Here is a 25,430-nt window from a genome sequence, read left to right on the forward strand (position 1 = left end):
GTTGAAATAGATTACTCCGGCAGCGTCCAGTCACCCTCGTTAAGGGGGCGCTGCAAAATTAGCGTATCGCGCCAGTCACCTTTCTTATATCCCACGCTTCTGAGCTGCCCCGCCACTTCAAAACCGTGCTTTTTATGCAGGCGTAACGACCCGGCGTTGTTTGGCCCGTCGCCCACCACGGCGATCATCTGGCGCCACGGCCCCTCTTCGCTGCGGGCAATCAGGGCGCTCAGCAGCGCGCTGCCAAAGCCGCGTCCGGGCGTGCTGGCCTCGACGTAAATCGACTCTTCAAGGGTATAACGGTAGGCGGGGCGTGCACGATAGTGGGTGGCGTAGCAGTAACCCACCACGATACCCCGATAGAGCGCCACCAGCCACGGCAACCCCTGACTGGTCACCGCATGTATGCGCTCGCGCATCTCGTCAACGGTAGGAGGCACTTCTTCAAACGATGCGCGTCCGTTCAGAACGTGCCAGGCATAGATGGCGGCAATGGCATGCGCATCCTCAAGCTCGGCATCGCGAACCTGAACGTCAGTTTCGGAGAAAGTTTCAACAGCCGACATAATATGTCCGCTCCTCATCAAAAAAAGCCAGAGAAACGTTTCTCTGGCGACCCGTGGCTACTCTAGTACGATTTATAGGGGCTTAATAGTAGGTCCGTTCGGGCTAACTGGTGTGATCAGTAGCTTGCGAGCCATTACGCACTGTTTCTGACTCCTCTTTCCAGTTTTTATGCTTGGTTGTTTTGCCAATCCCCGGGTTCATACTGTTAGTTGGGTCATTAGCGCGATAAAACTGTTTTAATGAATCCGGTGCTTCGTAAATGTGACCGACATTGTGTTCCGCCGGATATTGCGCGCCGCGCGCCTTCAACAGGGCCAGCATTTGCGCCTTCAGGGCGTGGGCATTGACCCCTTTTTTAACGATGTAATCCTGGTGGAAGACGTAACACATAAAGTGGCCGTAATAGAGCTTATGCACCAGCTGGCTGTCGATCTCTGGCGGCAGTTTTTCGAACCATTCGGTATCGTTGCGGCGCAGGGCGATATCCAGCGCCAGAATATCCTCTACCTCGTCGGCGTGAACCGCCTGATAGCGGATCGCGGCGCCAGCAGCGGCAAAGCGGTGTAAAAAAGCCTTGCTGCCCTCTTCCGGGGTGCAGGCAAAGAAATCCCCCTCCGCGGTTTTGAAGAATTCGCTCAACCAGCTTTGCGCTTCGGCAATGCCGTCGCCCGCCATTTTCAGCAGCAGGTGATGTTCATACTTATCCCGCCAGCTTTTCATCCGCGGCGGCAGGTGTGCCGGGAATGCGCTGCCCAGCTTCTGCATGAAGCGGTCGGTAAAGTTAGGCTTAAACAGCGACACCTTCTCCAGCATCGCATCGGTGCGCCCCTTCATGGTGAAGAAGAAGGGCATCTTGTCGGTGCCGAGCTTGTCGATCATCAGGAAGGTGTCTTTGCCATAGCGTTCGGCGATGTCGTAAATATCCCGGTGCATATACTCGCCGGCGACCGGCAGATGGGTAAACTCCCCGAGAATGTGGCGACGGATAGTGGTCAGCACCTCCGGCTGGTTGGTGCCGATATAGAACACCTGCTGGCGTTTCTCGGCCGGGAAGGTGTCCAGGCGTACGGCAAAGACCGCCAGCTTGCCAGCACAGCCGGAAGATTCAAACAGACGGTCCGGGTCGGCGTTATAGCGCGCCGGGGTGTCGGCATCAATTTCACGTACCCGGCTGATGTAATCATGGTCGTGAGCGTGGCGCCCGTCATGCAGGACATCGCTATCTTTAACGCGATCATCATCCAGCTTGCTGAGGATCTGCTCCGGCGTGACCCCTAAATCGATACCCAGATGGTTCACCAGCGTCAGCTTGCCCTGCTCATCGATGCGGGCGAACAGCGACATTTCGGTATAGGCCGGGCCGCGCTGCACCAGCGAGCCGCCGGAGTTATTGCAGATCCCGCCGATCACCGAGGCGCCAATACAGGAGGAGCCAATCACCGAATGCGGCTCCCGGCCCAGCGGCTTGAGCGCCTTTTCCAGGGAGTAGAGCGTGGTGCCCGGGTAGGCCAGCACCTGCTCGCCCTTATCCAACAGATGCAGCTTATCGAGGCGCAGGGTGCTGATGATGACAATGTCGCGATCGTAATCATTGCCGTTCGGCGTGGAGCCTTCGGTCAGGCCGGTATTGGCCGCCTGCATCAGAATGATTTTGTCTGCCGCGACGCAGGCATTAAGTACCCGCCACAGCTCCAGCAGCGTGCCCGGGAACACCACCGCCAGCGCGTCCCCTTGGCCGGAGCGAAAGCCCTTGCGGTAGCGGGCGGTTTTTGCGGCGTCGGTAAGCAGGTGCGCCTGGCCTACCAGACGTGACAACTCGTTAATGAAGCTGGTGTTATCGTGCAGTTGTACAGAAGACATCATCCACCCCTTGTGGTTATTCAAATGCGTCGTCGAAAATCATAGCGCGATTAATGTTTAAGCGAACGACTATTCACCAGAAAAATCAGAGAATAAACCCTGCAACGTTCAGAGGGTTTATGGCACACTGCGCTTTTCGTACGGTCTGGCCGCGACTATCCGGCGGTTATTGATGAGAGAGTAAACGAAATGAAATGGCTCTGTTCTGTAGGTGTGGCTGTAAGTCTGGCGCTGCAACCCGCGCTGGCTGACGACCTGTTTGGCAATCATCCGCTCACGCCGGAAGCCCGGGACGCATTTGTAACCGACCTGCTTACTAAGATGTCGGTTGATGAGAAAATCGGCCAGCTGCGCCTCATCAGCGTCGGGCCGGATAATCCGAAAGAAGCCATTCGCGAGATGATTAAAAACGGGCAGGTAGGGGCGATTTTCAACACCGTCACCCGCCAGGATATCCGCAAGATGCAGGATCAGGTGATGGAACTCAGCCACCTGAAAATCCCGTTATTCTTCGCCTATGACGTGGTTCACGGCCAGCGTACCGTCTTCCCGATCAGCCTCGGCCTGGCCTCCTCCTTTAACCTCGAGGCGGTGAAAACCGTCGGTCGCGTCTCTGCATACGAGGCGGCGGATGATGGCCTCAACATGACCTGGGCCCCGATGGTTGACGTCTCCCGCGATCCGCGCTGGGGCCGCGCGTCAGAGGGCTTTGGTGAAGATACTTATTTGACCGCCACGATGGGGAAAACCATGGTGGAAGCGATGCAGGGTAAAAGCCCGGCGGATCGCTATTCGGTCATGACCAGCGTCAAGCACTTCGCCGCCTATGGTGCCGTGGAAGGCGGTAAAGAGTACAACACCGTCGACATGAGCCCGCAGCGCCTGTTTAACGATTACATGCCGCCGTACAAAGCAGGCCTGGATGCCGGTAGCGGCGCGGTGATGGTCGCCTTGAACTCGCTCAACGGCACGCCAGCCACGTCGGATTCCTGGCTGCTGAAAGAGGTTCTGCGCGACAAGTGGGGCTTTAAGGGCATCACCGTCTCCGATCACGGGGCGATCAAGGAGCTGATCAAGCACGGCACGGCGGCGGATCCGGAAGATGCGGTGCGGGTAGCGCTGAAATCCGGCATCAACATGAGCATGAGCGATGAGTACTACAGCAAGTACCTGCCGGGTCTGGTGAAGAGCGGTAAGGTCACCATGGCGGAGCTGGATGACGCCACGCGCCATGTTCTGAACGTCAAATATGATATGGGGCTGTTTAACGATCCGTACAGCCACCTGGGGCCAAAAGAGTCTGACCCGGTAGACACCAACGCTGAAAGCCGCCTGCACCGCAAAGAGGCGCGTGAAGTGGCGCGTGAGAGCCTGGTGCTGCTGAAAAACCGTCTCGAGACCCTGCCGCTGGCGAAATCTGGCACCGTGGCGGTGGTGGGCCCGCTGGCCGACAGCAAACGCGATGTGATGGGCAGCTGGTCTGCGGCAGGCGTGGCGGATCAGTCCGTCACGGTGCTGACGGGCATTAAAGATGCGCTGGGCGACAAAGGCAAAGTGATTTACGCCAAAGGGGCCAATGTCACCAACGATAAAGACATCGTCACCTTCCTCAACCAGTATGAAGAGGCCGTGAAGGTCGATCCGCGCTCCGCCCAGGAGATGATTGACGAAGCGGTGAATGCTGCGAAGCAGTCTGATGTGGTCGTGGCCGTGGTGGGTGAAGCTCAGGGGATGGCGCATGAAGCCTCGAGCCGTACCGATATCACCTTGCCGCAAAGCCAGCGCGATCTGATTGCCGCGCTGAAAGCCACCGGCAAGCCGCTGGTGCTGGTGCTGATGAACGGCCGTCCGCTGGCGCTGGTGAAAGAAGATCAGCAGGCTGACGCGATTCTGGAAACCTGGTTCGCCGGTACCGAGGGCGGTAACGCCATTGCCGACGTGCTGTTTGGTGACTACAACCCGTCGGGTAAACTGCCGATGTCCTTCCCGCGCTCGGTGGGGCAGATCCCGGTCTATTACAGCCACCTGAATACCGGCCGTCCTTACAACGCCGACAAGCCGAACAAGTACACCTCGCGCTACTTTGACGAAGCCAATGGCCCGCTCTATCCGTTTGGTTATGGCCTGAGCTACACCACCTTTAAGGTTTCTGAGGTGAAAATGTCGGCCCCGACCATGAAGGCGGACGGCACGGTGACCGCCAGCGTGGATGTCACCAACACCGGCAAACGTGAAGGGGAGACGGTGGTTCAGATGTACGTTCAGGATATTACCGCCTCCATGAGCCGCCCGGTGAAACAGCTGCGTGGCTTTGAGAAGGTCAACCTGAAACCGGGTGAAACGAAGACCATCAGCTTCCCGATCGACGTGGATGCGCTGAAGTTCTGGAATCAGCAGATGAAATATGACGCTGAGCCAGGCAAGTTCAACGTCTTTATCGGTACGGATTCTGCCCGCGTAAACAAGGGTGAGTTCGAACTGCTGTAAAAATAGCCCGGCGCTGCCGGGCAATATCCAGACGGGGCCGCCTCACCTGATTCGTGATCGGCCCCGCAATTTTTTTCCCGTCCCGCCTGAAACCGACCTGATTCCCTCTTTTTTATTCCTCACCGGCGGGTGATTTGTGATGATTTTCACACTTCATTTTTGCCGCCCCTGATAAAACGTGAACCCCATCAAAAGCCCTTTCTACCGCCTTATCCTGGCGTGACGATCTTCACTCTTCGCTCAAAATCCCCAGACAGGGCCCGCGAGCAGGGGGATAAAACGGCGTTAAATGCCTGTCACTTAACAGCTGACAGGTATCAACATGAAGCTCTCGTTAGAAAATGTCGTTCTCGACCGCAGCGGTCTGACTCCCGTCACCGATCTCCTCCAGGGGCTGATTGCGACCCTCGCCCAGGCCGGTGGCGGTACGCTGGTGATCACGCCGGGTACCTACCTGACGGGCACGCTGGTATTACCGTCAAACTTCACCCTGCATCTGGAAGCCGGTGCGCGTCTGCTGGCGAGCCCCCATGAGGCGGACTACCAGGCCTGCGAAACCCAAAGCATGGCCGAGCTTTCCAGAATGGCGCTCCTCTATGCGCGTGATGCCCATCACCTGACCCTGTGCGGTCCAGGCTGCATCGACGGCAATGCCAGCGCCTGGTTTGCGCCAGCGCCGGACGCCCAGGGCTACCGTCAGCCGAAAACCCATCGTCCGCGCATGCTGGTGCTGGAAGGGTGCGAGCAGGTGCGGATCGCCGATATCACGCTGTACGACGCACCCATGTGGACCGTGCACCTGGTCAGCTGCAGGCATGTTTTTATCAAACAGATCACCATTGATAACGATCTGGCGCTCTCCAATACCGATGCGCTGGATCTCGACAGCTGCCAGCATGTGCACCTCAGCGACAGCTATTTCAGCGCCGCCGACGACGGCATCTGCCTGAAGACCACCGCCAAAAGCGCAGCGTTGCAGCAGCCGATGGAGAACGTCACGGTCAATAACTGCATCATTCGCTCAAAAAGTTGCGCCATCAAAGTGGGCACCGAGACCTTTGCCGACATCCGCAACCTGGTGGTCAGCAACTGCGTCATTTTCGAATCCAACCGCGCCATCGGCCTGGTCTCCCGCGACGGCGGACGGTTCAGCCAGATGCTGTTCAGCAATATCGTCTTTGATTGCCGGCACGGCGATCCCTGCCACTGGGGAAAAGCCGATCCGGTCTTTGTCTCCGTCCGCCACCGCGCGCCCAACGTCGCGCCCGGCGAGATAAGCCAGGTCACGTTCTTAAGCCTCAGCGGAAGCGGGGAAGGGGCTATCAACCTACACAGCGACGTGCCGGGCGCCATTCACGACATCACCTTTAACGGGCTGAGCTTCTCTCAGCGCCTGAGCGCCAGCGAGGAGCAGGGCTGCTATGACGTGCGCCCTCCCTGTAACCCCGCGCGCCCGACAGGGATGGGACTGGATAACGCCTGGCGCGTTAACCCGCAAACGGGGCGCGCCTACGGCGTAGAACGCTATCCGCACGGACTGCCCGCGCTCTATGCCGCAGGTGTTGAGGGATTACAGCTGCACGTCATCCAGATTGCCCGTCCGCTGCCGTTACCTGCGGGCTGGGATGAAGAGAGCATCCGAACTTACCCGGCGAATACAGGGAATACAAAATGATAAAAAAAGTGCGAGAAATTAAACTGCGTAACTATGTCTGTTACGGGCTGGCAGATGTGATTGGCTCCGGTGCCTTCACGCTGGTCAGCGCCTGGCTGCTGTTTTTCTTAACCACCTTCTGCGGGCTGACGCCGATTCAGGCGGGCTCGCTGTTTGCGGTGGCGCGTATTGTCGATGTGATCATGTGTCCGGTCATCGGCTACATTTCCGATAACTTCCATAAGACGGCGCTGGGCCGACGCTTTGGCCGTCGCCGCTTCTTCCTGCTGGCCAGCATCCCGCTGGTGTCGGTCTACAGCCTGCTGTGGGTGGAGGGCTTCAATTACTGGATGTACCTGCTGTTCTACATCCTGTTTGAGATCGTCTACACCATGATCATCATCCCGTACGACACCCTGTCGGCAGAGATGACCTCCGACTTCAAAAAGCGCTCAAAACTCACCAGCGCCCGCATGTATATCGCCCAGCTGGCCGGTTTTGCTGCCGCCTTCCTGCCGGGACGTCTGGTGGCATACTTCGGGCCGGAGTCGTCAGCGTCATTCTTTTATACCGGCGCCATTTTCACCGTCTCCTTTATGATCGTACTGTTCTTTGTCTACTTCGGCACCTGGGAACGTTCGCTGGAGGAGATCCAGCAGAGCGAAGCCCACAGTGAAGAGGAAGAGAAGGAGCCGCTGGCAACCCGGACGTACCATATCTATTACGATTTCCTCTCCACCCTGAAAATCAAAACGTTCAGATTGCACCTCGGGATGTATCTGGGCGGTTCAGTGGCGCAGGATATCTTCAACTCCGTCTTTACCTACTTCGTGGTCTTCGCCCTAATGACCTCGTCGGTGATGGCCTCTAACCTGCTCGGCGTGATCAATGCCCTGCAATTCTTTGGCGTCGGGATCGCCACCTGGCTGACCCTGCGTTACTCCCCGTCCCGGGCCTTCGCCACCCAGGCCTCAATGGCTCTGGTGGCCTTTGCCCTGCTGGTGTCAGCGTACTTCCACCAGACCGGTGGGATGGTACTGCTGTATGCCGGGGCGGCGATTGCCGGCCTGGCGCGCGGCGGGATCTACGCCATTCCATGGAATAACTACACCTTCGTGGCAGACGTGGACGAGATCCTCACCTGTCAGCGTCGGGAGGGGATCTTCGCCGGCTTTATGAGTCTGCTGCGTAAGGCCTCTCAGGCGATGTCGATTTTCCTTGTTGGCGTGGCTTTGCAGATGTCGGGCTTTGTCTCCGGGCAGTCCGCGCAGCCGCAGTCGGCCATCAACATGATCATAGTGATCATGATTGTGCTACCGATGATCCTCACCGTCTGGGGGATCTGGTCGGCCTGCCAGTTCCGCATCAACAGCCGCACCCACGCCATTCTGAACGAAGAGGTGGCGCGCCTGAAGCAGGGCGGCAGCAAGGCGACCGTCAGCGCGGAAAACCGTGCGGTTATCGAAAGCCTGACCGGTATGCCGTATGAGCACTGCTGGGGCGAGAACACCGTTGGCTATCTCAACCGCAAACGGATGATGGCGCGTCAGAGCCCTCCGCAATTCACCAACGCCTGATCCTCACAGGCTGACCGGGTCCGGGCCCCCGGTCTTTCAGGACGAAGCACATGACAGAACACAGCGTATATATTCAGCAAGGGATCTGGGCCAGACTGGGTCTGCCCCGGGAACTGAGCTGGGGTTTTATCGGCATTTTTCTGTTTATTACCGGTGCCACCATCGAGCAAAGCTGGCTGGCCTCGATGCTGCAAAACCGCGGCTTTGATGCGTTTCACATCAGCCTGCTCTCATCGGTGTTCGGCCTGTGCGTGGCGGTGATCTCCTGGTTTGCGGGGATCGGCGCGGGGGTACTGGGCCTGCGTCGTCTGATGTGGAGTGCCACGGCGATCTACTTTCTCGGTTCGATCCCGTTTATCGGCTATGCCCTGCCGCAGGGAAACTACCCCCTGATGGTCGCCAGCTACGCCCTGCGCGGCGTGGCTTACCCGCTGTTTGCCTACTCGTTTCTGGTCTGGATTAACCAGCGCTGCGAGCCGCGTATCCTGGGGCGGGCGGTTTCCTGGTTCTGGATCGCCTTTGGCGTGGGGATGACCATTATCGGACCGTGGTACGCCAGCCTGATGTTGCCGCGGATCGGCGAAACCGCCACCCTGTTGAGCGGCTTTATCTTTGTGGTACTGGGGGCGTTCTGCGCGCTGGTGCTCAATCCCGATCGGCCGCAGACGGCGCAGGGCGGCAGCATGGGGGCGGCACTCACCGAAGGGATCATGGTGATGGTGCGGGAGCCTAAAATGCGTCTCGCGGTGATCGTCAAAACCATCAACGACATCGGCAAATTTTCGCTGGTGATCCTGATGCCGGTCTACCTGCCGCGCTTTGGCTTCAGTATCGCGACGTGGCTCACCATCTGGGGGCTGGTGAACGTTGTTAATATTTTCGCCAGCTACTTCTTTGGCTGGCTGGGGGACACCATCGGCTGGCGTAACACGGTGGTTTGGTTCTCCGGCACCCTGTGCGGGCTGGCGATGGTGGCGGTATGCTACGCCCCGGTGCTGTCTGGTAACAGCGAGCCCGCGCTGTTCTGCGCCTTAGCGCTTTATGCCATTGGGCTCGGGGCGTTCGGGCCGCTCAGCGCGCTGATCCCCTCCCTGCTTCCTGATAACAAAGGCGCGGCGATCGCCTGCCTCAATCTGGGCTCCGGCCTGAGCAACTTTGTCGGGCCGCTGATTGTCACCCTCTGCGTGGCCCCCCTCGGCGTGGAGGGGACGCTGTGGGTGATCGCCATGCTTTACTTTGCCGCCAGCGTGCTTACCCTGCCGTTAAAACTGCCTGAGACGCGCTAAAACGCCACTTATCGACTACGCTTTTCTCTCAAGCCTCTGAAAAAGGCGGCAAAATCATGAGGAAAGCGGAATGACTATTTTAAAGGGGATTGTTGGTTCAGCGGCGCTGATGGCAGCGTTGAGCCTGCCATTACAGGCAGCGGAGCCGGTAAAGGTCGGGTCGAAAATTGATACGGAAGGGGCGCTGCTGGGCAATATTATTTTGCAGGTGCTGGAGAGCCATGGCGTCAAAACCGTCAATAAAGTGCAGCTGGGTACTACCCCGGTAGTGCGTGGCGCCATCACCTCAGGCGAACTGGATATCTACCCGGAATATACCGGCAACGGGGCCTTCTTCTTTAAAGATGAAAATGACCCGGCGTGGAAAAATGCCAGCAATGGCTACGAGAAAGTGAAAAAGCTCGATGCCGAACAGAACAAGCTAATCTGGCTTACCCCGGCTCCGGCGAATAACACCTGGACCATCGCGGTACGCAAGGATGTGGCGGAGAAAGGCAAACTCACCTCCCTTGAGGATCTCAGCCGCTACCTGAAAGAGAAGGGTGATTTCAAACTCGCCGCCTCAGCCGAGTTTATCGAACGCCCGGATGCCCTGCCTGCCTTTGAAAAAGCCTATGACTTCAAGCTCGATCAGAGCCAGCTGCTCTCACTGGCGGGGGGTGATACCGCCGTCACCATCAAAGCAGCCGCTCAGCAAACCTCGGGCGTGAACGCGGCGATGGCCTATGGTACCGACGGCCCGGTAGCGGCGCTGGGTCTGCAAACCCTCACCGATCCAAAAGGCGTTCAGCCGATCTATGCCCCGGCGCCGGTGGTGCGCGAGGCGGTGCTGAAGGCTTATCCGGAGCTGGACGCCTGGCTGAAGCCGGTATTTGAAACGCTGGATGAGAAAACCCTGCAACAGCTGAACGCCAGCATTGCAGTCGAGGGGCTGGATGCCAAAAAAGTGGCGGCAGATTACCTGAAGCAAAAAGGGCTGGTGAAATAACCCGCCGCAGGACTGTGCTGTGCCGATAAGATGTCATAACCGCGTGCTGCTGCTGATGGCTCTCATTGCCCTGGCTGCAGCCGCGCTACCCTTTGTGAATTTTGCCCCGAACCGGCTGGTGTCCGGGGAAGGGCGTGCCGTCTGGCAGGTGTGGGCGTTCTCGCCTGCACTGCTGCTTATTGTGCCGGGTCTGTTAATCGTGCTTGCACTGATGCGTGGTCGCGGGGCAGTGGTGGCGACGCTTGTGGTGTGCGAGCTGCTGTTCGCCGGGCTGGTCTGGAGCGCGGGGCTTGCCGCCACGCATCTTGCCAGCAGCGAAAGTCCGCTGGCGCGCACTGCCGTGGGCAGCGGCCTGTGGCTCTGGCTGGCGCTCTGCCTGCTCGCCTGCAGCGATGCCATTCGTCGGCTTAACCTGCCGCCGCTCTGGCGCTGGCTGCTGCAGGCGCAAATCTGGATCCTGCCGTTGCTGCTGCTGTTCAGCGGCGAACTCAACGCCCTCTCGCTGATGAAAGAGTACGCCAACCGGCAGGATGTCTTTAACGATGCCGGGCAGCAGCACCTCACGCTGCTGCTGGGCACCCTCATCCCGGCCCTGCTGATTGGCGTGCCGCTGGGGCTGCTTTGTTATCGCCGTCCGGCCTCTCAGGGGCCAGTGTTTGCGGTGCTGAATATCATTCAGACCATCCCTTCCGTGGCGTTGTTCGGCCTGCTGATTGCCCCGCTTGCCGGGCTGACCCGCGCCTGGCCGTGGCTGTCTTCGCTGGGCATTGCCGGAACCGGCCTGACGCCCGCGCTGATCGCCCTGGTGCTCTATGCCCTGTTGCCGCTGGCGCGCGGGGTGCTGGCGGGGCTCAGCCAGGTGCCCGCCGAGGTGCTGGAGAGCGCCGACGCGATGGGGATGAACAGCCGCCAGCGTTTCTGGCAGATCCAGCTCCCGCTGGCCCTGCCGGTGCTGTTGCGCGGCCTGCGCGTAGTGGCGGTGCAGACCGTGGGGATGGCGGTGATAGCGGCCTTAATTGGCGCCGGAGGATTCGGCGCGCTGGTGTTCCAGGGGCTGCTGAGCAGCGCCCTGGATCTGGTGCTGCTGGGCGTTATACCGACCATCGTGATGGCGGTGGTGGTGGACGCGCTGTTTGCGCTGTGGATCGCCCTGCTGCGAAGGAGAACCGATGATTGAGTTTGATGATGTAAGTAAAACCTTTGCCGGCGAGCCCGCGGTCAGCAATCTGGATCTGACCTTTGCCGAAGGGGCCTTCACGGTGCTGGTGGGCACCTCGGGCTCGGGCAAATCGACCACCCTGAAGATGATCAACCGACTGGTGGAGCATGACAGCGGTCTGATCCGCTTTGCCGGGCAGGAGATCCGCAGCCTGCCGGTGCTGGAGCTGCGTCGGCGGATGGGTTATGCCATTCAGTCCATCGGTCTCTTCCCGCACTGGACGGTGGCGCGCAACATCGCCACCGTGCCGCAGCTGCAAAAATGGCCTCGGCAACAGATTGACGACCGGGTGGATGAACTGATGGCGCTGCTGGGGCTGGATCCTGCCCTGCGTGAGCGCTATCCGCACCAGCTTTCAGGCGGGCAGCAGCAGCGGGTCGGTGTGGCGCGGGCACTGGCCGCTAACCCGGAGGTGCTGCTGATGGATGAACCTTTTGGCGCCCTCGACCCGGTCACCCGTAGCGCGTTGCAGCTGGAGATGACCCGCATCCATCGCATTCTGGGGCGGACCATTGTTCTGGTAACGCACGATATCGACGAGGCGCTCCGGCTGGCAGACCACCTGGTGCTGATGGACAGCGGCAGGGTAGTGCAGCAGGGGACGCCGCTGGCGCTGCTGACCCGACCGGCGAATGGATTTGTGCGCGAGTTTTTTGGCCGCAGCGAACTGGGCGTACGCCTGCTGTCGCTGCGCACGGTCGGCGAGTCGATGCGCCCGGAAATCACCTCGGGCGAGTCCAGCCCGCTGCGGGCCTCCATGAGCCTGCGGGATGCGCTCTCGGCATTTGTCAGCCAGGGCTGTGAGCGTCTGCCGGTGGTGGACGATCAGGAAAGGCCGTGCGGCACGCTCTGGTTTCGCGATCTGCTGGCCCGGGAGGCGTCGTGAGGCTATTACGCGATCCACTTCTGTGGCTGGTGGCGCTGTTTGTGGCGCTCCTGTTCCTGATGCCCTACAGCGCGCCGCTCTTCAGCGCGCTGTTCCCGGAGCTGCCGCGCCCGGTCTACCAGCAGGAGAGCTTCGTTAGCCTGACGCTCGCCCACTTCTGGCTGGTCGGCATCTCCAGCCTCTTTGCCATCGTGGTGGGGGCAGGCGCCGGGATTGCCGTAACGCGGCCGGCGGGCCGGGAGTTTCGCCCGCTGGTGGAGACCATCGCCGCCGTCGGGCAGACCTTCCCGCCCGTGGCGGTACTGGCCATTGCGGTACCGGTGATGGGCTTTGGCCAGCAGCCGGCGATTATCGCGCTGATCCTCTATGGGGTGCTGCCGATTTTACAGGCGACGCTGGCGGGGCTGGCGGCAGTGCCCGCGGCGGCCATCAGCGTAGCCGAAGGGATGGGGATGAGTGGCTGGCAGCGCCTGCGCAACGTCGAGCTGCCGCTGGCCGCGCCGGTGATGCTGGCGGGGATCCGCACCTCGGTGATTGTGAATATCGGTACCGCAGCCATTGCCTCAACGGTAGGGGCAAACACGCTGGGGACGCCGATTATTATCGGCTTAAGTGGCTTTAATACCGCCTATATTATCCAGGGTGCGCTGCTGGTGGCGCTGGCGGCGATTGTGGTCGATCGCGCCTTCGAACGGCTGGCACGAAGCCTCAGCCAACACCGCCACGGACAATAAACGAATAACCTGCCAGCATCACGCCCCCAATACCGCTGACGGCCATGAGAAAGAAGAGGGTGATAACCGCGACTTTGGTTGCCTTCATAATGTGCTCCTGATGTTAACAGGGCGATTATACGGTGAAGCGCGGGTGTTAATGAACCATTAATTGCCTTTCAGCGGGAAGACGGGATAGCCGTGCGCCTGCCACTGGGTCAGCTGCTGCTCCTGCGCCGCCGTCGGTGATTCTCCGCACCAGACCAGCAGCGTCTGTCCGTCGAACAGCTCCGGGCGCAGCTGAGCCAGCGAATGCGCCAGCACGTCGACGCGCCAGCCCTGCTGGGCGGCAATCCACGCTTCAAACCACAGGCGAGTCGTGTCGTGCACGTTCCAGCCGACTACCAGCGCATCTTTGCTGTTCTTCTTTCGCGCCGTAGCAAGATAAATACAGATATAGTTGATAAGCACGCCGTCCAGCGCGCTCAGCAGTGCCTGGAGCGTGGGCTGCTGCGATTGCAGACGCCTTCGTAACGGGATGAACAGTTGGGTAATAAGGGTTTGCGCAGGGTATTCACTGCCTCGTTCCTTGATCCATATACGCAGACGGTGCAGATGGCCGCATTGCAGATAACGCAGCAGCACCTCCTGTTGTTCGCGCCAGATGTCCTGCTCCTTCTGACCTTCCGGGCTCAATAGCGTTTTAACCTTCCCGACCTGGACGCCATTATCGATCCAGCCTTTGATCTCACGGATCCGGTCGATATCCGCATCCGTAAACAGCCGGTGGCCACCGTCGGTTCGCTGCGGTTTCAGTAATCCGTAACGTCGCTGCCATGCCCGTAACGTCACAGGATTGATATCACACAGGAGTGCCACTTCTCCTATCGTGTAGAGCGCCATGTTTTCCCTCCGGCTTGCGCATGCCCAGATTAACTGTAGACGGAGAATGCTGAACCAGGAAGTTTCGCTCTTTTTTCCCAAAAAAAATGCGAATATCAGATTATGTTCGGCTAAAGGTGTGATGGCTCACACGAAAACACATTTTCGTGCTTTGACTGCAAAGAAAGTTATTGCGCTTCGGTGTATGTTACGCGCTTTAAGAATTTGCGGTTTGTGGGTATGTACGAATTTAATCTGGTGTTGCTGCTGCTTCAGCAGATGTGTGTGTTTCTGGTCATCGCGTGGTTGATGAGTAAAACACGCCTGTTCATCCCCCTGATGCAGGTCACCGTTCGTCTGCCGCACAAGCTGCTCTGCTACGTCACCTTCTCTATCTTCTGCATTCTCGGCACCTATCTGGGCCTGCATATCGAAGACTCCATTGCCAACACCCGTGCGATCGGCGCGGTGATGGGCGGCCTGCTCGGCGGCCCGGTTGTCGGCGGACTGGTGGGGCTGACCGGGGGACTGCACCGCTACTCAATGGGCGGCATGACGGCGCTGAGCTGTATGATTTCGACCATTGTCGAAGGGCTGCTTGGCGGCCTCGTCCACAGCGTGATGATCCGTCGCGGTCGCCCGGATAAAGTCTTCAGTCCCCTTACTGCAGGCGCGATAACCCTGGTGGCCGAGCTGGTGCAGATGCTGATCATTTTGCTGATCGCCCGTCCCTTCGAGGACGCCCTGCATCTGGTGGGCAGCATTGCCGCGCCGATGATGGTCACCAACACCGTAGGCGCCGCGCTGTTCATGCGCATCCTGCTTGATAAGCGGGCCATGTTTGAAAAGTACACCTCGGCCTTTTCGGCAACGGCGCTGAAGGTCGCGGCCTCGACGGAGGGGATCCTGCGTCAGGGCTTTAACGAAGAGAACAGCATGAAGGTGGCGCAGGTGCTGCACCAGGAGCTGGATATCAGCGCGGTCGCCATTACCGATCGCGAAAAGCTGCTGGCTTTTACCGGCACCGGCGATGACCATCACCTGCCAGGCAGACCGATTTCGTCCGCATATACGCTTCGCGCCATCGAGACTGGTGAGGTAGTCTACGCCGACGGTAACGAAGTGCCGTACCGCTGCTCGCTGCATCCGCAGTGCAAGCTGGGCTCGACGCTGGTGATCCCCCTGCGCGGTGAAAACCAGCGGGTGATGGGGACCATCAAGCTGTATGAAGCGAAAAACCGTTTGTTCAGCTCCATCAACCGAACATTAGGAGAGGGGATCGCCCAGCTGCTCTCGGCCCAGATCCTCGCCGGGCAGTATGAGCGGCAGAAGGCGTTGCTCACCCAGTCGGAGATCAAGCTCCTGCACGCTCAGGTGAACCCGCATTTTCTGTTTAACGCCCTCAATACCCTGAAGGCAGTGATCCGTCGGGACAGCGATCAGGCAACGCAGCTGGTGCAGTTTCTCTCGACCTTTTTCCGTAAGAACCTGAAGCGGCCCTCGGAAATTGTCACCCTTGCGGATGAAATTGAGCATGTGAATGCCTATCTGCAAATCGAGCAGGCCCGGTTCCAGTCGCGCCTGCAGGTGACGCTGTCGGTGCCGGATGAGCTGGCCTGGCAGCAGCTGCCAGCCTTTACCCTGCAGCCGATTGTGGAAAACGCCATCAAGCATGGCACCTCCCAGCTGCTGGGCACCGGCGAGATCGCCATCACCGCCAGCCGCTTTAACCGCTATCTGGTGCTGGATATTGAAGACAATGCCGGGCTCTATAGCGGTGCAAAAGAGGGGGGAGGCCTGGGAATGGGGCTGGTGGACAAGCGTCTGCGCGCCCATTTTGGCGAAGATTGCGGCATTACCGTCACCTGTGAGCCCGACAGCTTTACCCGTATAACCTTACGACTGCCTCTGGAGGAACACGCATGTTGAATGTGCTGATTGTCGATGACGAGCCGTTAGCGCGAGAAAACCTGCGATTTTTGCTGCAGGAGCACAGCGATATTGAGATTGTCGGCGAGTGCGCTAACGCCATTGAAGCCATTAGCGCCGTGCACAAGCTGCGTCCCGATGTGCTGTTTCTGGATATCCAGATGCCGCGCATCAGCGGCCTGGAGATGGTGGGCATGCTCGATCCGGAACATCGACCCTACATTGTCTTTCTCACCGCCTTTGATGAATACGCGGTAAAAGCGTTCGAAGAGCACGCCTTTGACTATCTGCTGAAACCCATCGAAGAGCCGCGGCTGGAAAAAACGCTCAACCGTCTGCGCCAGGAGCGCAACGTGCAGGACGTATCGCTGCTGGCGGAACACCAGCAGCCGCTGAAGTTTATCCCCTGTACCGGCCACAGCCGGATCTATCTGCTGCAGATGGAGGACGTGGCTTTTGTCAGCAGCCGGATGAGCGGGGTGTTTGTCACCAGCCATGAAGGCAAAGAGGGCTTTACCGAGCTGACGCTGCGTACTCTGGAGAGCCGCACGCCGCTGCTGCGCTGCCATCGCCAGTACCTGGTGAACATGGCGCATCTGAAAGAGATCCGCCTTGAAGAGAACGGTCAGGCGGAACTGGTGCTGCGCGCCGGACAGACGGTGCCGGTCAGCCGTCGCTACCTGAAAAGTTTGAAAGAGGCGATAGGGCTGTAAAACTGCTACACTGCGCGCCATTGCATCATCGACACTCGAAGGCTCTATGCTCAGTAATGATATTCTTCGTAGCCTGCGCTACACCCTGAAAGCAAATAACAACGACATGGTGCGCATTCTTGCGCTTGCCGACATGGAATCCACCTCGGCCGGGTTCGACACCTGGATGACCAAAGAGGACGAGGAGGGGTTTGTTCGCTGCCCGGACATCATCCTCTCCGGTTTTCTGAACGGCCTGATCTACCACAAGCGTGGCAAAGATGAATCTGCGCCTGAGCTGTCGCTGGAGCGTCGTGTAAACAACAACACGGTGCTGAAGAAGCTGCGCATCGCCTTTTCACTGAAAACCGACGATATTCTGGCCATCATGAGCGAGCAAAAGTTCCGTGTCTCAATGCCGGAAATCACCGCCATGATGCGCGCGCCGGACCATAAAAACTACCGCGAGTGTGGGGATCAATTCCTGCGCTACTTCCTGCGTGGGCTCACCAACCGGGTGCATGCCGCGAAGCCGTAATATTGCCCGGCGGCGGGCCTACAGGTTATGGAGGCCGGGTAAGGCGAAGCCGCCACCCGGCAAAAAGGCATAAAAAAAGCCGGAGATTATCTCCGGCTTTTTTATTTATTTCACCTGGTGACCAGGCAGCGCACCGCTGTCCGGGCTTAACAGGAAAATATCTTTCCCGCCAGGACCTGCGGCCATCACCATCCCCTCAGAGATGCCGAAGCGCATTTTGCGCGGCGCAAGGTTCGCCACCATCACCGTGTGGCGACCAATCAGCGCCTGCGGGTCCGGGTAGGCGGAACGGATGCCGGAGAAGACGTTGCGCTTCTCGCCGCCCAGATCGAGGGTCAGGCGCAGCAGCTTATCGGAGCCCTCCACAAATTCCGCGTTTTCGATCAGCGCCACGCGCAGATCGACCTTCGCGAAATCGTCAAAGGTGATGGTTTCCTGAATCGGATCGTCCGCCAGCGGGCCGGTTACCGGTGCGGCGGCGGCTTTCACCTCTTCTTTCGAGGCTTCAACCAGGGCTTCAACCTGCTTCATCTCGATGCGGTTGTAGAGCGCCTTGAAGGCGTTCAGCTTATGGCCGAGCAGCGGCTGATTGATGCTGTCCCAGCTCAGTTCGGTGTTCAGGAACGCTTCAGTACGCGCGGCCAGCTGCGGCAGAACCGGCTTGAGGTAAGACATCAGTACGCGGAACAGGTTGATCCCCATGGAGCAGATCGCCTGCAGGTCAGCGTCGCGGCCTTCCTGTTTGGCAACTACCCACGGTGCCTGCTCGTCAACGTAGCGGTTCGCCAGGTCGGCCAGGGCCATAATTTCACGCACCGCTTTACCAAACTCGCGGCTCTCCCACGCTTCGCCAATCACGGCAGCCGCGTCGGTGAAGGTTTTGTACAGCTCAGGATCGGCCAGTTCCGCCGCCATCACGCCGTCGAAACGCTTGGCGATAAAGCCGGCGTTACGGGAGGCCAGGTTGACCACTTTGTTCACGATATCGGCATTGACGCGCTGCACGAAATCTTCCAGGTTCAGGTCGATATCGTCGATACGGGACGAAAGCTTCGCCGCGTAGTAGTAGCGCAGGCTGTCGGCATCAAAGTGGTTCAGCCAGGTGCTGGCTTTAATGAAGGTGCCGCGCGATTTGGACATCTTCGCGCCGTTCACGGTGACATAGCCGTGGACAAACAGGTTGGTCGGCTTGCGGAAACCGCTGCCTTCCAGCATGGCTGGCCAGAACAGGCTGTGGAAGTAAACGATGTCTTTGCCGATGAAGTGATAGAGCTCGGCCGTGGAATCTTTTTTCCAGTATTCGTCGAAGCTTACGGTATCGCCGCGCTTGTCGCACAGGTTCTTGAAGGAGCCCATGTAGCCGATAGGCGCATCCAGCCAGACGTAGAAGTATTTGCCCGGCGCGTTCGGGATTTCGAAGCCGAAGTAGGGTGCATCGCGGGAGATATCCCACTGCTGCAGGCCGGATTCAAACCACTCCTGCATCTTGTTCGCCACCTGCTCCTGCAGCGCGCCGCTGCGGGTCCACGCCTGCAGCATTTCGCTGAACGAAGGCAGGTCGAAGAAGAAGTGTTCGGAGTCACGCATCTCTGGGGTCGCGCCGGATACCACGGACTTCGGCTCAATCAGCTCGGTTGGGCTATAGGTCGCGCCGCACACTTCGCAGTTATCGCCATACTGGTCCGGCGACTTACATTTCGGGCAGGTGCCTTTCACGAAACGGTCCGGCAGGAACATGCCTTTTTCCGGATCGTAGAGCTGAGAAATAGTGCGGTTTTTGATAAAACCGTTCTCTTTCAGACGGGTGTAGATCAGCTCCGACAGTTCGCGGTTTTCGTCGCTGTGCGTGGAGTGATAGTTGTCATAGCTGATGTCGAAGCCAGCAAAATCGGTCTGATGCTCCTGACTCATTTCGGCAATCATCTGCTCCGGGGAGATACCCAGCTGCTGCGCTTTCAGCATGATTGGCGTGCCGTGCGCGTCGTCTGCACAGATGAAGTTTACCTCGTGGCCGCGCATTCGCTGGTAACGGACCCAGACATCAGCCTGGATATGCTCCAGCATGTGGCCGAGGTGGATGGAGCCGTTAGCGTACGGCAGAGCGCACGTCACCAGAATTTTTTTCGCGACTTGAGTCATAGTAGGTATTACTTCTTTTAGCTGTAAAAAGGGTTTTTGATGTTACCCGAAAGGGAATAACTACGCCAAGTGATAAGGGCATTAATCCATAAATGAATAATTGTTACCTCTGGGGTAAACTTGGTAATTACATCTCTTTTTCAGAACAACTACAAAGGAGTCGGGATGAGTTCTCAATCCCAGGCCAAATCACCGGAAGCCTTGCGCGCAATGGTTGCCGGGACGCTGGCTAATTTTCAGCACCCCACCCTGAAGCACAATCTCACCACGCTGAAAGCGTTACATCACGTGGCGTGGCTGGATGATACCCTGCATGTCGAACTGCATATGCCTTTCGTCTGGAGCCATGCATTCGAGACGCTGAAAGAACAAACCAGCGCCGAGCTGCTGCGCATCACCGGGGCGAAAGCCATCGACTGGAAATTAACCCATACCATCGCCACGCTGAAACGGGTGAAGAACCATCCGGGTATCAATGGCGTGAAAAATATCATTGCTATCAGTTCCGGCAAGGGCGGGGTAGGGAAATCCTCCACCGCCGTGAACCTGGCGCTGGCGCTGGCCGCTGAAGGGGCGAAGGTCGGTATTCTGGATGCCGATATCTATGGCCCGTCAATTCCTAACATGCTGGGCGCGGAAAATCAGCGTCCGACCTCGCCGGATGGCACCCATATGGCGCCGATTATGGCTTACGGTCTGGCGACCAACTCCATTGGCTATCTGGTTACCGACGACAACGCCATGGTGTGGCGCGGGCCGATGGCCAGCAAGGCGCTGATGCAGATGTTGCAGGAGACAATGTGGCCGGATCTCGATTATCTGGTGCTCGATATGCCGCCGGGCACCGGTGACATTCAGCTGACCCTGGCGCAGAACATCCCGGTGACCGGCGCGGTGGTCGTCACCACTCCGCAGGACATCGCGCTGATTGATGCCAAAAAAGGCATTGTGATGTTCGAGAAGGTTGAGGTGCCGGTGCTGGGTGTCGTTGAAAACATGAGCATGCATATTTGCAGCAACTGTGGTCATCATGAAGCCATCTTCGGCACCGGCGGGGCAGAAAAACTGGCTGCGCAGTATCATACCCAACTGCTGGGACAGATGCCGCTGCACATTACGCTGCGTGAAGATCTGGATAGCGGCAAGCCGACCGTCGTCAACCGCCCTGAAAGTGAGTTCGCTGAGATGTATCGTCAGCTGGCAGATCGCGTTGCCGCACAGCTTTACTGGCAGGGTGAGGTGATCCCGGGCGACATCGCGTTCCGCGCGGTGTAAGCCTTTGCCGGGTGGCGCTTTGCTTGCGCGGGCCTGCACCTCAGGCCAGGTAAGCGAAGCGCCACCTGGCGCATTAAGCGATTAACGGTGGTAGAAGATATCGCCGTTATACGCTTTGTAGATCTTACCGTCCGTATCACCCACCAGTACGTAGTTCTCGCCCATGTAAGTCCAGTGGGTCCCCGCATCCGGTTCAGGCAGGTTACGCAGCTTATACTGCTTGATGGTGTACTCAGGTGTCAGGTACTGCGCCGGGGCGAAATCACCAATCTTGTATTTCGTAAAATCGGCTACAAACTCCTGTTCCTCATAGGCCTGGATGCCAGAGGGGGCCACTGCGGCTTGTGGGGCAGCAAATGCTGCGCTCGCCAGTGACATCAATACGCCCAGAAGTAGAATTTTACCTTTAGTCATTTTATCTCCAGATTTACCGTGGCCATTACTCTTGTTCTGCCGTTTCGTGGCTGAGCAACAGATAGTCTATTTTATGTTTTGCCGGTTGGCTAAGGGTGTAAAAAATGTAACAAATCAACACATCCCCCCGCTAATCGCATCAGCTTTAAATATTTACATTGTGAATTTATTTCCTGATTTAGATTTATAGTGTTTATCTTTCTTTTTATAAATTCTTAAATCACTGCCTTCAGACATAATAGTCGTCAAGGTGCTATGTTATTTTTTCTGTGGAATGTTTATGATGCCGTTTGATTAATTTGTGCTGTTTTTGATTTGCTTTTTTTAAAAGATATCAACAGACAATCTCCAGTACGGCCAGTGTTTTTTTATTAGGTTATTTTTTTGTAACTCTCTGACTATAGTTAATATTTTTAAATTTAATAATGTAGCAAATTTAATGAGAGCTACAGGGAAATGCGTGGGCATTTAACGGAATATAATAGAGCACCTCTTATTAATGACAATACCACTCCGCACCAGTGTAAGTTTTATTTGCGCGCTATTATTGACAGGCTGCACCATTACGCCTGGCCAGCATATAAATACTTCCGGGAAAAATAATATTGCGGTTACTGACAATCCATATGATTTAAATAAAAAAATGGATGTCTGGCCATTAACGCCCTCCGTGATTGAACAGCTTCGCACAAGCCAGGTGAAATCTCAGGCAAATCCGAATCTGGATGAGCAATTAAAGCACTGGGAGTACCGTATCGGCCCCGGAGATGTGCTGATGATCACCGTCTGGGATCACCCTGAACTTACAACCCCTGCCGGGCAGTACCGTAGCGCAAGCGACACCGGAAACTGGGTCGGCGCAGACGGAACGCTCTTTTATCCTTACGTCGGTAAACTGCACGTTGCCGGAAAAACGCTCGCCCAGGTGCGCGAAGAGATCACCGCCCGCCTGGACAGAGTGATTGAAAGCCCGCAGGTTGACGTCAGTATCGCGGCGTTTCGTTCGCAAAAAGCCTACGTTACTGGCGAAGTGGTTAAGTCAGGGCAGCAGCCAATTACCAATATTCCGCTGACCATAATGGATGCGATCAATGCGGCGGGTGGCCTCTCCCCGGATGCGGACTGGCGAAATGTGGTGCTGACGCACAAGGGTAAGGACACCCGGATCTCACTCTATGCCCTGATGCAGCACGGGGACCTGACGCAAAACAGGTTGCTGTGGCCGGGGGATATTCTGTTTGTACCACGCAATGATGCCTTGAAAGTTTTTGTCATGGGTGAAGTGGTGAAACAGAGCACCCTCAAGATGGATCGCAGCGGCATGACGCTGGCAGAAGCCCTGGCGAACGCGGGTGGCCTGAACCAAAGCATGGCCGATGCGACCGGTATCTTCGTCATTCGCTCCAACGGCAACAACAGTCAGGACGGCAAAATCGCGCGTATCTATCAACTCGATGCCCGCGATGCGTCTGCGATGGTGCTTGGCACAGAATTTCAGCTCCAGCCCTACGATATCGTCTATGTCACCACCGCGCCTGTCTCACGCTGGAACCGGGTATTGACGCAGCTGGTGCCGACGATCAGCGGCGTGCATGATCTGACCGAAACAGTGCGCTTCATTAAATCGTGGCCTGAATAATGATCCGATCCATTCTGGTGATTTGTACGGGAAATGTTTGCCGTTCCCCGATTGGCGAGCGGCTGTTACAGCAACAGCTCCCCTCGTTAACCATCGCATCCGCAGGTATCCGCGCGCTTGCCGGGTACCCGGCGGATCGCTATGCGCAAAAAATTGCTGCCAGGCATGGCCTGTCGCTGGCGGATCATGTTGCACGGCCGCTGACGATAGCAATGATGCGGGAATACGATCTGCTTCTTGCCATGGAGTCAGATCAAATAAACCGGATCTCGCTTATCGCCCCTGAGGTGCGTGGCAAAGCCTTGCTGTTTGGGCAATGGCTGAGGGAACAGGAGATACCCGATCCGTACGGCAAAAGCATGGAAGCTTTTGAATATGTTTTTCGCCTGCTTGGCGAAGCAAGCCAGGAATGGGCCAACCGACTTACCGTTAAGGGATTACGTACATGTCGTCGAACATTGTAAATACTCAGGGTCAGGCTGATAGCCAACATGAGCTTGATCTGGCACGTCTTCTGGGAGAGTTAATCGATCATCGCGTGGCTATTCTCGGCATTACGCTAATTTTTGCGCTCTTCGGAACGTTATACGCACTCTTTGCATCACCGGTCTATCTTGCCGATGCGATGGTGCAAATAGAAAATAAGCAGCAGAACAGTATTCTCAAAACCTTAAATCAGCTGACACCGGCGCTTTCACCAGATTCCAGCGCCGAAATTCAAATACTAAAATCGCGAATGATCCTGGGTGAAACGGTGGAAGCGCTGCGCTTACGCGATGAAATCACTCAGGTTCGCCTGCCGCTGATAGGCAAAGCATGGGCGAAGCTGACTGGTCAACCCGACGGCACATTGATTCTGGATAATCTGACGCTTCCCGAAACCGCGGGCGAGCCGATTATTTTGACCTTGACCGCTGAAGTTAAAGGCCGTTTTCTGCTGGAAGGAGAGGGTATCAGCGCGCACGGCACGGTAGGTAGACCATTGCAGCATGGCGGGGTGAGCATTACCGTTCGTGAATTGTCAGCACCGCCTGGCACGCAATTCCGGGTTCGGCAACGTGGCCCACTGGAAGTGATAAATGCCCTGAGCCGTCAGTTTAGCGTGACAGAGCAGGGCAAAGAGAGCGGGATCCTGATGCTGAGTCTGACAGGCCACGATCCTGTGCAGATTAAAAACACGCTCAATCATATCATGCACAATTATCTGCAGCAGAATATTGCCCGCCAGGCCGCACAGGATTCACAGAGCCTCGTCTTTCTGCAACGCCAGCTGCCGCTGGTGCGGCAAGAGCTGGAGCAGGCCGAGGAGCGTCTCAATACCTATCGTAAACAGCGGGACTCGGTGGATTTAACCCTGGAAGCCAAGTCAGTGCTGGAACAGATTGTTAACGTTGACAATCAGCTGAATGAGCTTACTTTCCGCGAGGCGGAGGTCTCTCAGCACTTTAAAAAAGACCACCCCACCTATCGGGCGCTGCGTGAAAAGCGGCAGACTTTAGAGAGCGAACGTGAACGACTGAACAAACGTGTTGAGACGATGCCGTCTACGCAGCAGCAGGTTTTGCGCCTTAGCCGCGACGTGGATACCAATCGGGCGGTTTATCTTCAGCTTCTGACCCGTCAGCAGGAGCTCAATATCTCCCGCTCCAGCACGATTGGCAATGCGCGCATTATCGACTCGGCAGCCACAAACCCTGGGCCTATCAAGCCGCGCAAGGCGTTAATTGTCGCTTTTATGACCCTGTTCGGATTCTTTATCTCTGCCGCTGGCGTGCTGGCAAAAGCAGCGTTACGACGCGGCATTAACGCACCGGAACAACTTGAAAAAGAGGGTATTAACGTTTATGCCACCTTGCCCCATTCGGTCTGGCTGCACAGCAAAACCCGGGTGGGCAACCGCTATTTCTTCCACTGCTCCAGGCGGCATAAAATCAAAGATGTGCCATTCTTGCCCGTCGACAGGCCGCTGGATAATTTTGTCGAAGCCGTGCGCGGATTACGCACCAGCCTGCACTTCGCGATGATGGATGCCGTAAATAATATTCTCATGTTCAGCGGCCCGACTCAGGACTGCGGTAAAACACTGGTCAGTACCTCACTGGCGGCGCTGGTGACGCAGGTTGATAAACGGGTGCTGTTTATTGATGCTGATATGCGTAAAGGCTACGTGCATAACATCTTTGGGTTGCGCAATGATGCCGGTTTGTCGGATGTACTGTCAGGTAAAGTGACCTTCCAGGCGGCGATTCAGACTTACACCAGCGGACAGTTTGATGTCGTGACCTGCGGGCAGTATCCGCCTAATCCTTCAGAGCTGCTAACGCACGATCGTTTTCGTGAATTCATGACCTGGGCCAGCGAACAGTACGACATAGTGATTGTCGACGCTCCGCCGGTTCTGGCGGTCACCGATGCTGCGCTGGTAGGTCGGATCGCTGGCTCTACCCTGCTGGTAGCCCGGTTTAACGTGACCAGCGTTCGCGAGATGGAGGTCAGCCAGCACCGTTTACAGCAGATGGGGGTCAACATCAAAGGGGCAATTCTGAACGACGTCGTGAAATCGGCGGCCAGCTATTATGCTTCCGGTTACAATGCTTATGGTTATTCTGCCGGACAGCACGAAAACGAGAAGAGTAAAGCGAGATAACGAAAGAGAGACCCGGCAGCGAACGCTGCCGGGTGGGA

General features: G+C 57.3%; 21 protein-coding genes. 15 read left to right on the forward strand and 6 right to left on the reverse strand.

The window, feature by feature from the left end; all coding sequences use genetic code 11:
* Positions 1-11 precede the first annotated feature (11 nt).
* Both ACT3IC_RS16785 and dld read right to left on the reverse strand, forming a co-directional pair.
* The gene (locus ACT3IC_RS16785) at positions 12-566 is read right to left on the reverse strand and encodes a GNAT family N-acetyltransferase (protein WP_103180299.1); all 555 of its coding nucleotides are present in this window, start codon (positions 564-566) and stop codon (positions 12-14) included.
* Between the two features lie 103 nt (positions 567-669).
* Entirely contained in the window at positions 670-2,427 is a 1,758-nt protein-coding gene (dld, locus tag ACT3IC_RS16790; protein WP_473478244.1) for a D-lactate dehydrogenase, read from the reverse strand.
* A gap of 189 nt (positions 2,428-2,616) precedes the next feature.
* Here dld and bglX point away from each other — a divergent pair, with 189 nt between their 5' ends.
* The 8 genes from bglX (at position 2,617) to ACT3IC_RS16830 (ending at position 13,258) form a co-directional block, all read left to right on the forward strand.
* Entirely contained in the window at positions 2,617-4,914 is a 2,298-nt protein-coding gene (bglX, locus tag ACT3IC_RS16795; protein WP_156654890.1) for a beta-glucosidase BglX, read from the forward strand.
* 322 nt (positions 4,915-5,236) lie between these two features.
* Positions 5,237-6,589 (forward strand): glycoside hydrolase family 28 protein, encoded by a 1,353-nt coding sequence (locus tag ACT3IC_RS16800; protein WP_159339584.1) that lies wholly within the window; start codon positions 5,237-5,239, stop codon positions 6,587-6,589.
* On the forward strand, positions 6,586-8,145 hold the full coding sequence (locus ACT3IC_RS16805) for an MFS transporter (RefSeq protein ID WP_473478247.1): 1,560 nt from the start codon (positions 6,586-6,588) through the stop codon (positions 8,143-8,145). Before ACT3IC_RS16800 ends, ACT3IC_RS16805 begins: the two co-directional genes overlap by 4 nt.
* 50 nt (positions 8,146-8,195) lie before the next feature.
* Complete coding sequence (locus ACT3IC_RS16810; protein WP_473478249.1) at positions 8,196-9,431, forward strand: MFS transporter; 1,236 nt, start codon at positions 8,196-8,198, stop codon at positions 9,429-9,431.
* 70 nt (positions 9,432-9,501) lie between these two features.
* Positions 9,502-10,419: a glycine betaine ABC transporter substrate-binding protein OsmF gene (gene osmF, locus ACT3IC_RS16815; protein WP_473478251.1), complete on the forward strand. Its 918-nt coding sequence runs from the start codon at positions 9,502-9,504 to the stop codon at positions 10,417-10,419.
* A 19-nt stretch (positions 10,420-10,438) separates the two neighbouring features.
* Entirely contained in the window at positions 10,439-11,596 is a 1,158-nt protein-coding gene (locus ACT3IC_RS16820; RefSeq protein WP_103180288.1) for an ABC transporter permease, read from the forward strand.
* On the forward strand, positions 11,589-12,524 hold the full coding sequence (locus tag ACT3IC_RS16825; RefSeq protein ID WP_103180286.1) for an ABC transporter ATP-binding protein: 936 nt from the start codon (positions 11,589-11,591) through the stop codon (positions 12,522-12,524). The genes ACT3IC_RS16820 and ACT3IC_RS16825 overlap by 8 nt, the downstream gene beginning before the upstream one ends.
* The gene (locus ACT3IC_RS16830; protein WP_159339581.1) at positions 12,521-13,258 is read left to right on the forward strand and encodes an ABC transporter permease; all 738 of its coding nucleotides are present in this window, start codon (positions 12,521-12,523) and stop codon (positions 13,256-13,258) included. Before ACT3IC_RS16825 ends, ACT3IC_RS16830 begins: the two co-directional genes overlap by 4 nt.
* Here the strand turns inward: ACT3IC_RS16830 and ACT3IC_RS16835 are convergent.
* Together ACT3IC_RS16835 and mlrA are read right to left on the reverse strand one after the other, a co-directional pair.
* The gene (locus tag ACT3IC_RS16835; protein ID WP_072036698.1) at positions 13,233-13,346 is read right to left on the reverse strand and encodes a protein YohO; all 114 of its coding nucleotides are present in this window, start codon (positions 13,344-13,346) and stop codon (positions 13,233-13,235) included. The genes ACT3IC_RS16830 and ACT3IC_RS16835 overlap by 26 nt on opposite strands.
* A 59-nt stretch (positions 13,347-13,405) precedes the next feature.
* Entirely contained in the window at positions 13,406-14,140 is a 735-nt protein-coding gene (gene mlrA / locus ACT3IC_RS16840) for an HTH-type transcriptional regulator MlrA (protein WP_103180283.1), read from the reverse strand.
* 219 nt (positions 14,141-14,359) lie between these two features.
* On the opposite strand from mlrA, the gene ACT3IC_RS16845 reads away from it, so the two are divergent.
* The 3 genes from ACT3IC_RS16845 to ACT3IC_RS16855 are packed head-to-tail and all read left to right on the forward strand — an operon-like array spanning position 14,360 to position 17,278.
* A complete protein-coding gene (locus ACT3IC_RS16845; protein WP_103180281.1) occupies positions 14,360-16,048 on the forward strand; it encodes a sensor histidine kinase in 1,689 nt (562 codons plus the stop codon).
* Positions 16,042-16,761: a two-component system response regulator BtsR gene (gene btsR / locus ACT3IC_RS16850; RefSeq protein WP_103180279.1), complete on the forward strand. Its 720-nt coding sequence runs from the start codon at positions 16,042-16,044 to the stop codon at positions 16,759-16,761. Before ACT3IC_RS16845 ends, btsR begins: the two co-directional genes overlap by 7 nt.
* Positions 16,762-16,807: 46 nt before the next feature.
* Positions 16,808-17,278 (forward strand): YehS family protein, encoded by a 471-nt coding sequence (locus ACT3IC_RS16855; RefSeq protein WP_103180277.1) that lies wholly within the window; start codon positions 16,808-16,810, stop codon positions 17,276-17,278.
* 105 nt (positions 17,279-17,383) lie between these two features.
* On the opposite strand, the gene metG is transcribed toward ACT3IC_RS16855, so the two are convergent.
* Positions 17,384-19,417 (reverse strand): methionine--tRNA ligase, encoded by a 2,034-nt coding sequence (gene metG / locus ACT3IC_RS16860; RefSeq protein WP_103180275.1) that lies wholly within the window; start codon positions 19,415-19,417, stop codon positions 17,384-17,386.
* A 165-nt stretch (positions 19,418-19,582) separates the two neighbouring features.
* Between metG and apbC the strand changes: the two genes are divergently transcribed.
* Positions 19,583-20,692: an iron-sulfur cluster carrier protein ApbC gene (apbC, locus tag ACT3IC_RS16865; protein ID WP_103180274.1), complete on the forward strand. Its 1,110-nt coding sequence runs from the start codon at positions 19,583-19,585 to the stop codon at positions 20,690-20,692.
* 81 nt (positions 20,693-20,773) lie between these two features.
* On the opposite strand, the gene ACT3IC_RS16870 is transcribed toward apbC, so the two are convergent.
* The gene (locus ACT3IC_RS16870; protein WP_473478257.1) at positions 20,774-21,106 is read right to left on the reverse strand and encodes an RcnB family protein; all 333 of its coding nucleotides are present in this window, start codon (positions 21,104-21,106) and stop codon (positions 20,774-20,776) included.
* Positions 21,107-21,605: 499 nt separating this feature from the next.
* Between ACT3IC_RS16870 and ACT3IC_RS16875 the strand changes: the two genes are divergently transcribed.
* Genes ACT3IC_RS16875 through ACT3IC_RS16885 form a run of 3 tightly spaced genes read left to right on the forward strand, consistent with a single transcriptional unit; the run spans position 21,606 to position 25,392 of the window.
* Entirely contained in the window at positions 21,606-22,745 is a 1,140-nt protein-coding gene (locus ACT3IC_RS16875; protein ID WP_156654886.1) for a polysaccharide export protein, read from the forward strand.
* Positions 22,745-23,209: an arsenate reductase/protein-tyrosine-phosphatase family protein gene (locus ACT3IC_RS16880; protein WP_103180270.1), complete on the forward strand. Its 465-nt coding sequence runs from the start codon at positions 22,745-22,747 to the stop codon at positions 23,207-23,209. Before ACT3IC_RS16875 ends, ACT3IC_RS16880 begins: the two co-directional genes overlap by 1 nt.
* Positions 23,191-25,392 (forward strand): polysaccharide biosynthesis tyrosine autokinase, encoded by a 2,202-nt coding sequence (locus tag ACT3IC_RS16885; protein WP_159339579.1) that lies wholly within the window; start codon positions 23,191-23,193, stop codon positions 25,390-25,392. The genes ACT3IC_RS16880 and ACT3IC_RS16885 overlap by 19 nt, the downstream gene beginning before the upstream one ends.
* The last annotated feature ends 38 nt before the right edge of the window (positions 25,393-25,430 follow it).

Source organism: Leclercia sp. GHBNCSD (assembly GCF_055805075.1).

Bases quoted from the DNA above. Each gene is read 5' to 3' on its own strand.
- ACT3IC_RS16785 (WP_103180299.1), bottom strand. From the start codon at position 566: ATGTCGGCTGTTGAAACTTTCTCCGAAACTGACGTTCAGGTTCGCGAT.
- dld (WP_473478244.1), bottom strand. From the start codon at position 2,427: ATGTCTTCTGTACAACTGCACGATAACACCAGCTTCATTAACGAGTTG.
- bglX (WP_156654890.1), top strand. From the start codon at position 2,617: ATGAAATGGCTCTGTTCTGTAGGTGTGGCTGTAAGTCTGGCGCTGCAA.
- ACT3IC_RS16800 (WP_159339584.1), top strand. From the start codon at position 5,237: ATGAAGCTCTCGTTAGAAAATGTCGTTCTCGACCGCAGCGGTCTGACT.
- ACT3IC_RS16805 (WP_473478247.1), top strand. From the start codon at position 6,586: ATGATAAAAAAAGTGCGAGAAATTAAACTGCGTAACTATGTCTGTTAC.
- ACT3IC_RS16810 (WP_473478249.1), top strand. From the start codon at position 8,196: ATGACAGAACACAGCGTATATATTCAGCAAGGGATCTGGGCCAGACTG.
- osmF (WP_473478251.1), top strand. From the start codon at position 9,502: ATGACTATTTTAAAGGGGATTGTTGGTTCAGCGGCGCTGATGGCAGCG.
- ACT3IC_RS16825 (WP_103180286.1), top strand. From the start codon at position 11,589: ATGATTGAGTTTGATGATGTAAGTAAAACCTTTGCCGGCGAGCCCGCG.
- ACT3IC_RS16835 (WP_072036698.1), bottom strand. From the start codon at position 13,346: ATGAAGGCAACCAAAGTCGCGGTTATCACCCTCTTCTTTCTCATGGCC.
- mlrA (WP_103180283.1), bottom strand. From the start codon at position 14,140: ATGGCGCTCTACACGATAGGAGAAGTGGCACTCCTGTGTGATATCAAT.
- ACT3IC_RS16845 (WP_103180281.1), top strand. From the start codon at position 14,360: ATGTACGAATTTAATCTGGTGTTGCTGCTGCTTCAGCAGATGTGTGTG.
- btsR (WP_103180279.1), top strand. From the start codon at position 16,042: ATGTTGAATGTGCTGATTGTCGATGACGAGCCGTTAGCGCGAGAAAAC.
- ACT3IC_RS16855 (WP_103180277.1), top strand. From the start codon at position 16,808: ATGCTCAGTAATGATATTCTTCGTAGCCTGCGCTACACCCTGAAAGCA.
- metG (WP_103180275.1), bottom strand. From the start codon at position 19,417: ATGACTCAAGTCGCGAAAAAAATTCTGGTGACGTGCGCTCTGCCGTAC.
- apbC (WP_103180274.1), top strand. From the start codon at position 19,583: ATGAGTTCTCAATCCCAGGCCAAATCACCGGAAGCCTTGCGCGCAATG.
- ACT3IC_RS16870 (WP_473478257.1), bottom strand. From the start codon at position 21,106: ATGACTAAAGGTAAAATTCTACTTCTGGGCGTATTGATGTCACTGGCG.
- ACT3IC_RS16875 (WP_156654886.1), top strand. From the start codon at position 21,606: ATGACAATACCACTCCGCACCAGTGTAAGTTTTATTTGCGCGCTATTA.
- ACT3IC_RS16880 (WP_103180270.1), top strand. From the start codon at position 22,745: ATGATCCGATCCATTCTGGTGATTTGTACGGGAAATGTTTGCCGTTCC.
- ACT3IC_RS16885 (WP_159339579.1), top strand. From the start codon at position 23,191: ATGTCGTCGAACATTGTAAATACTCAGGGTCAGGCTGATAGCCAACAT.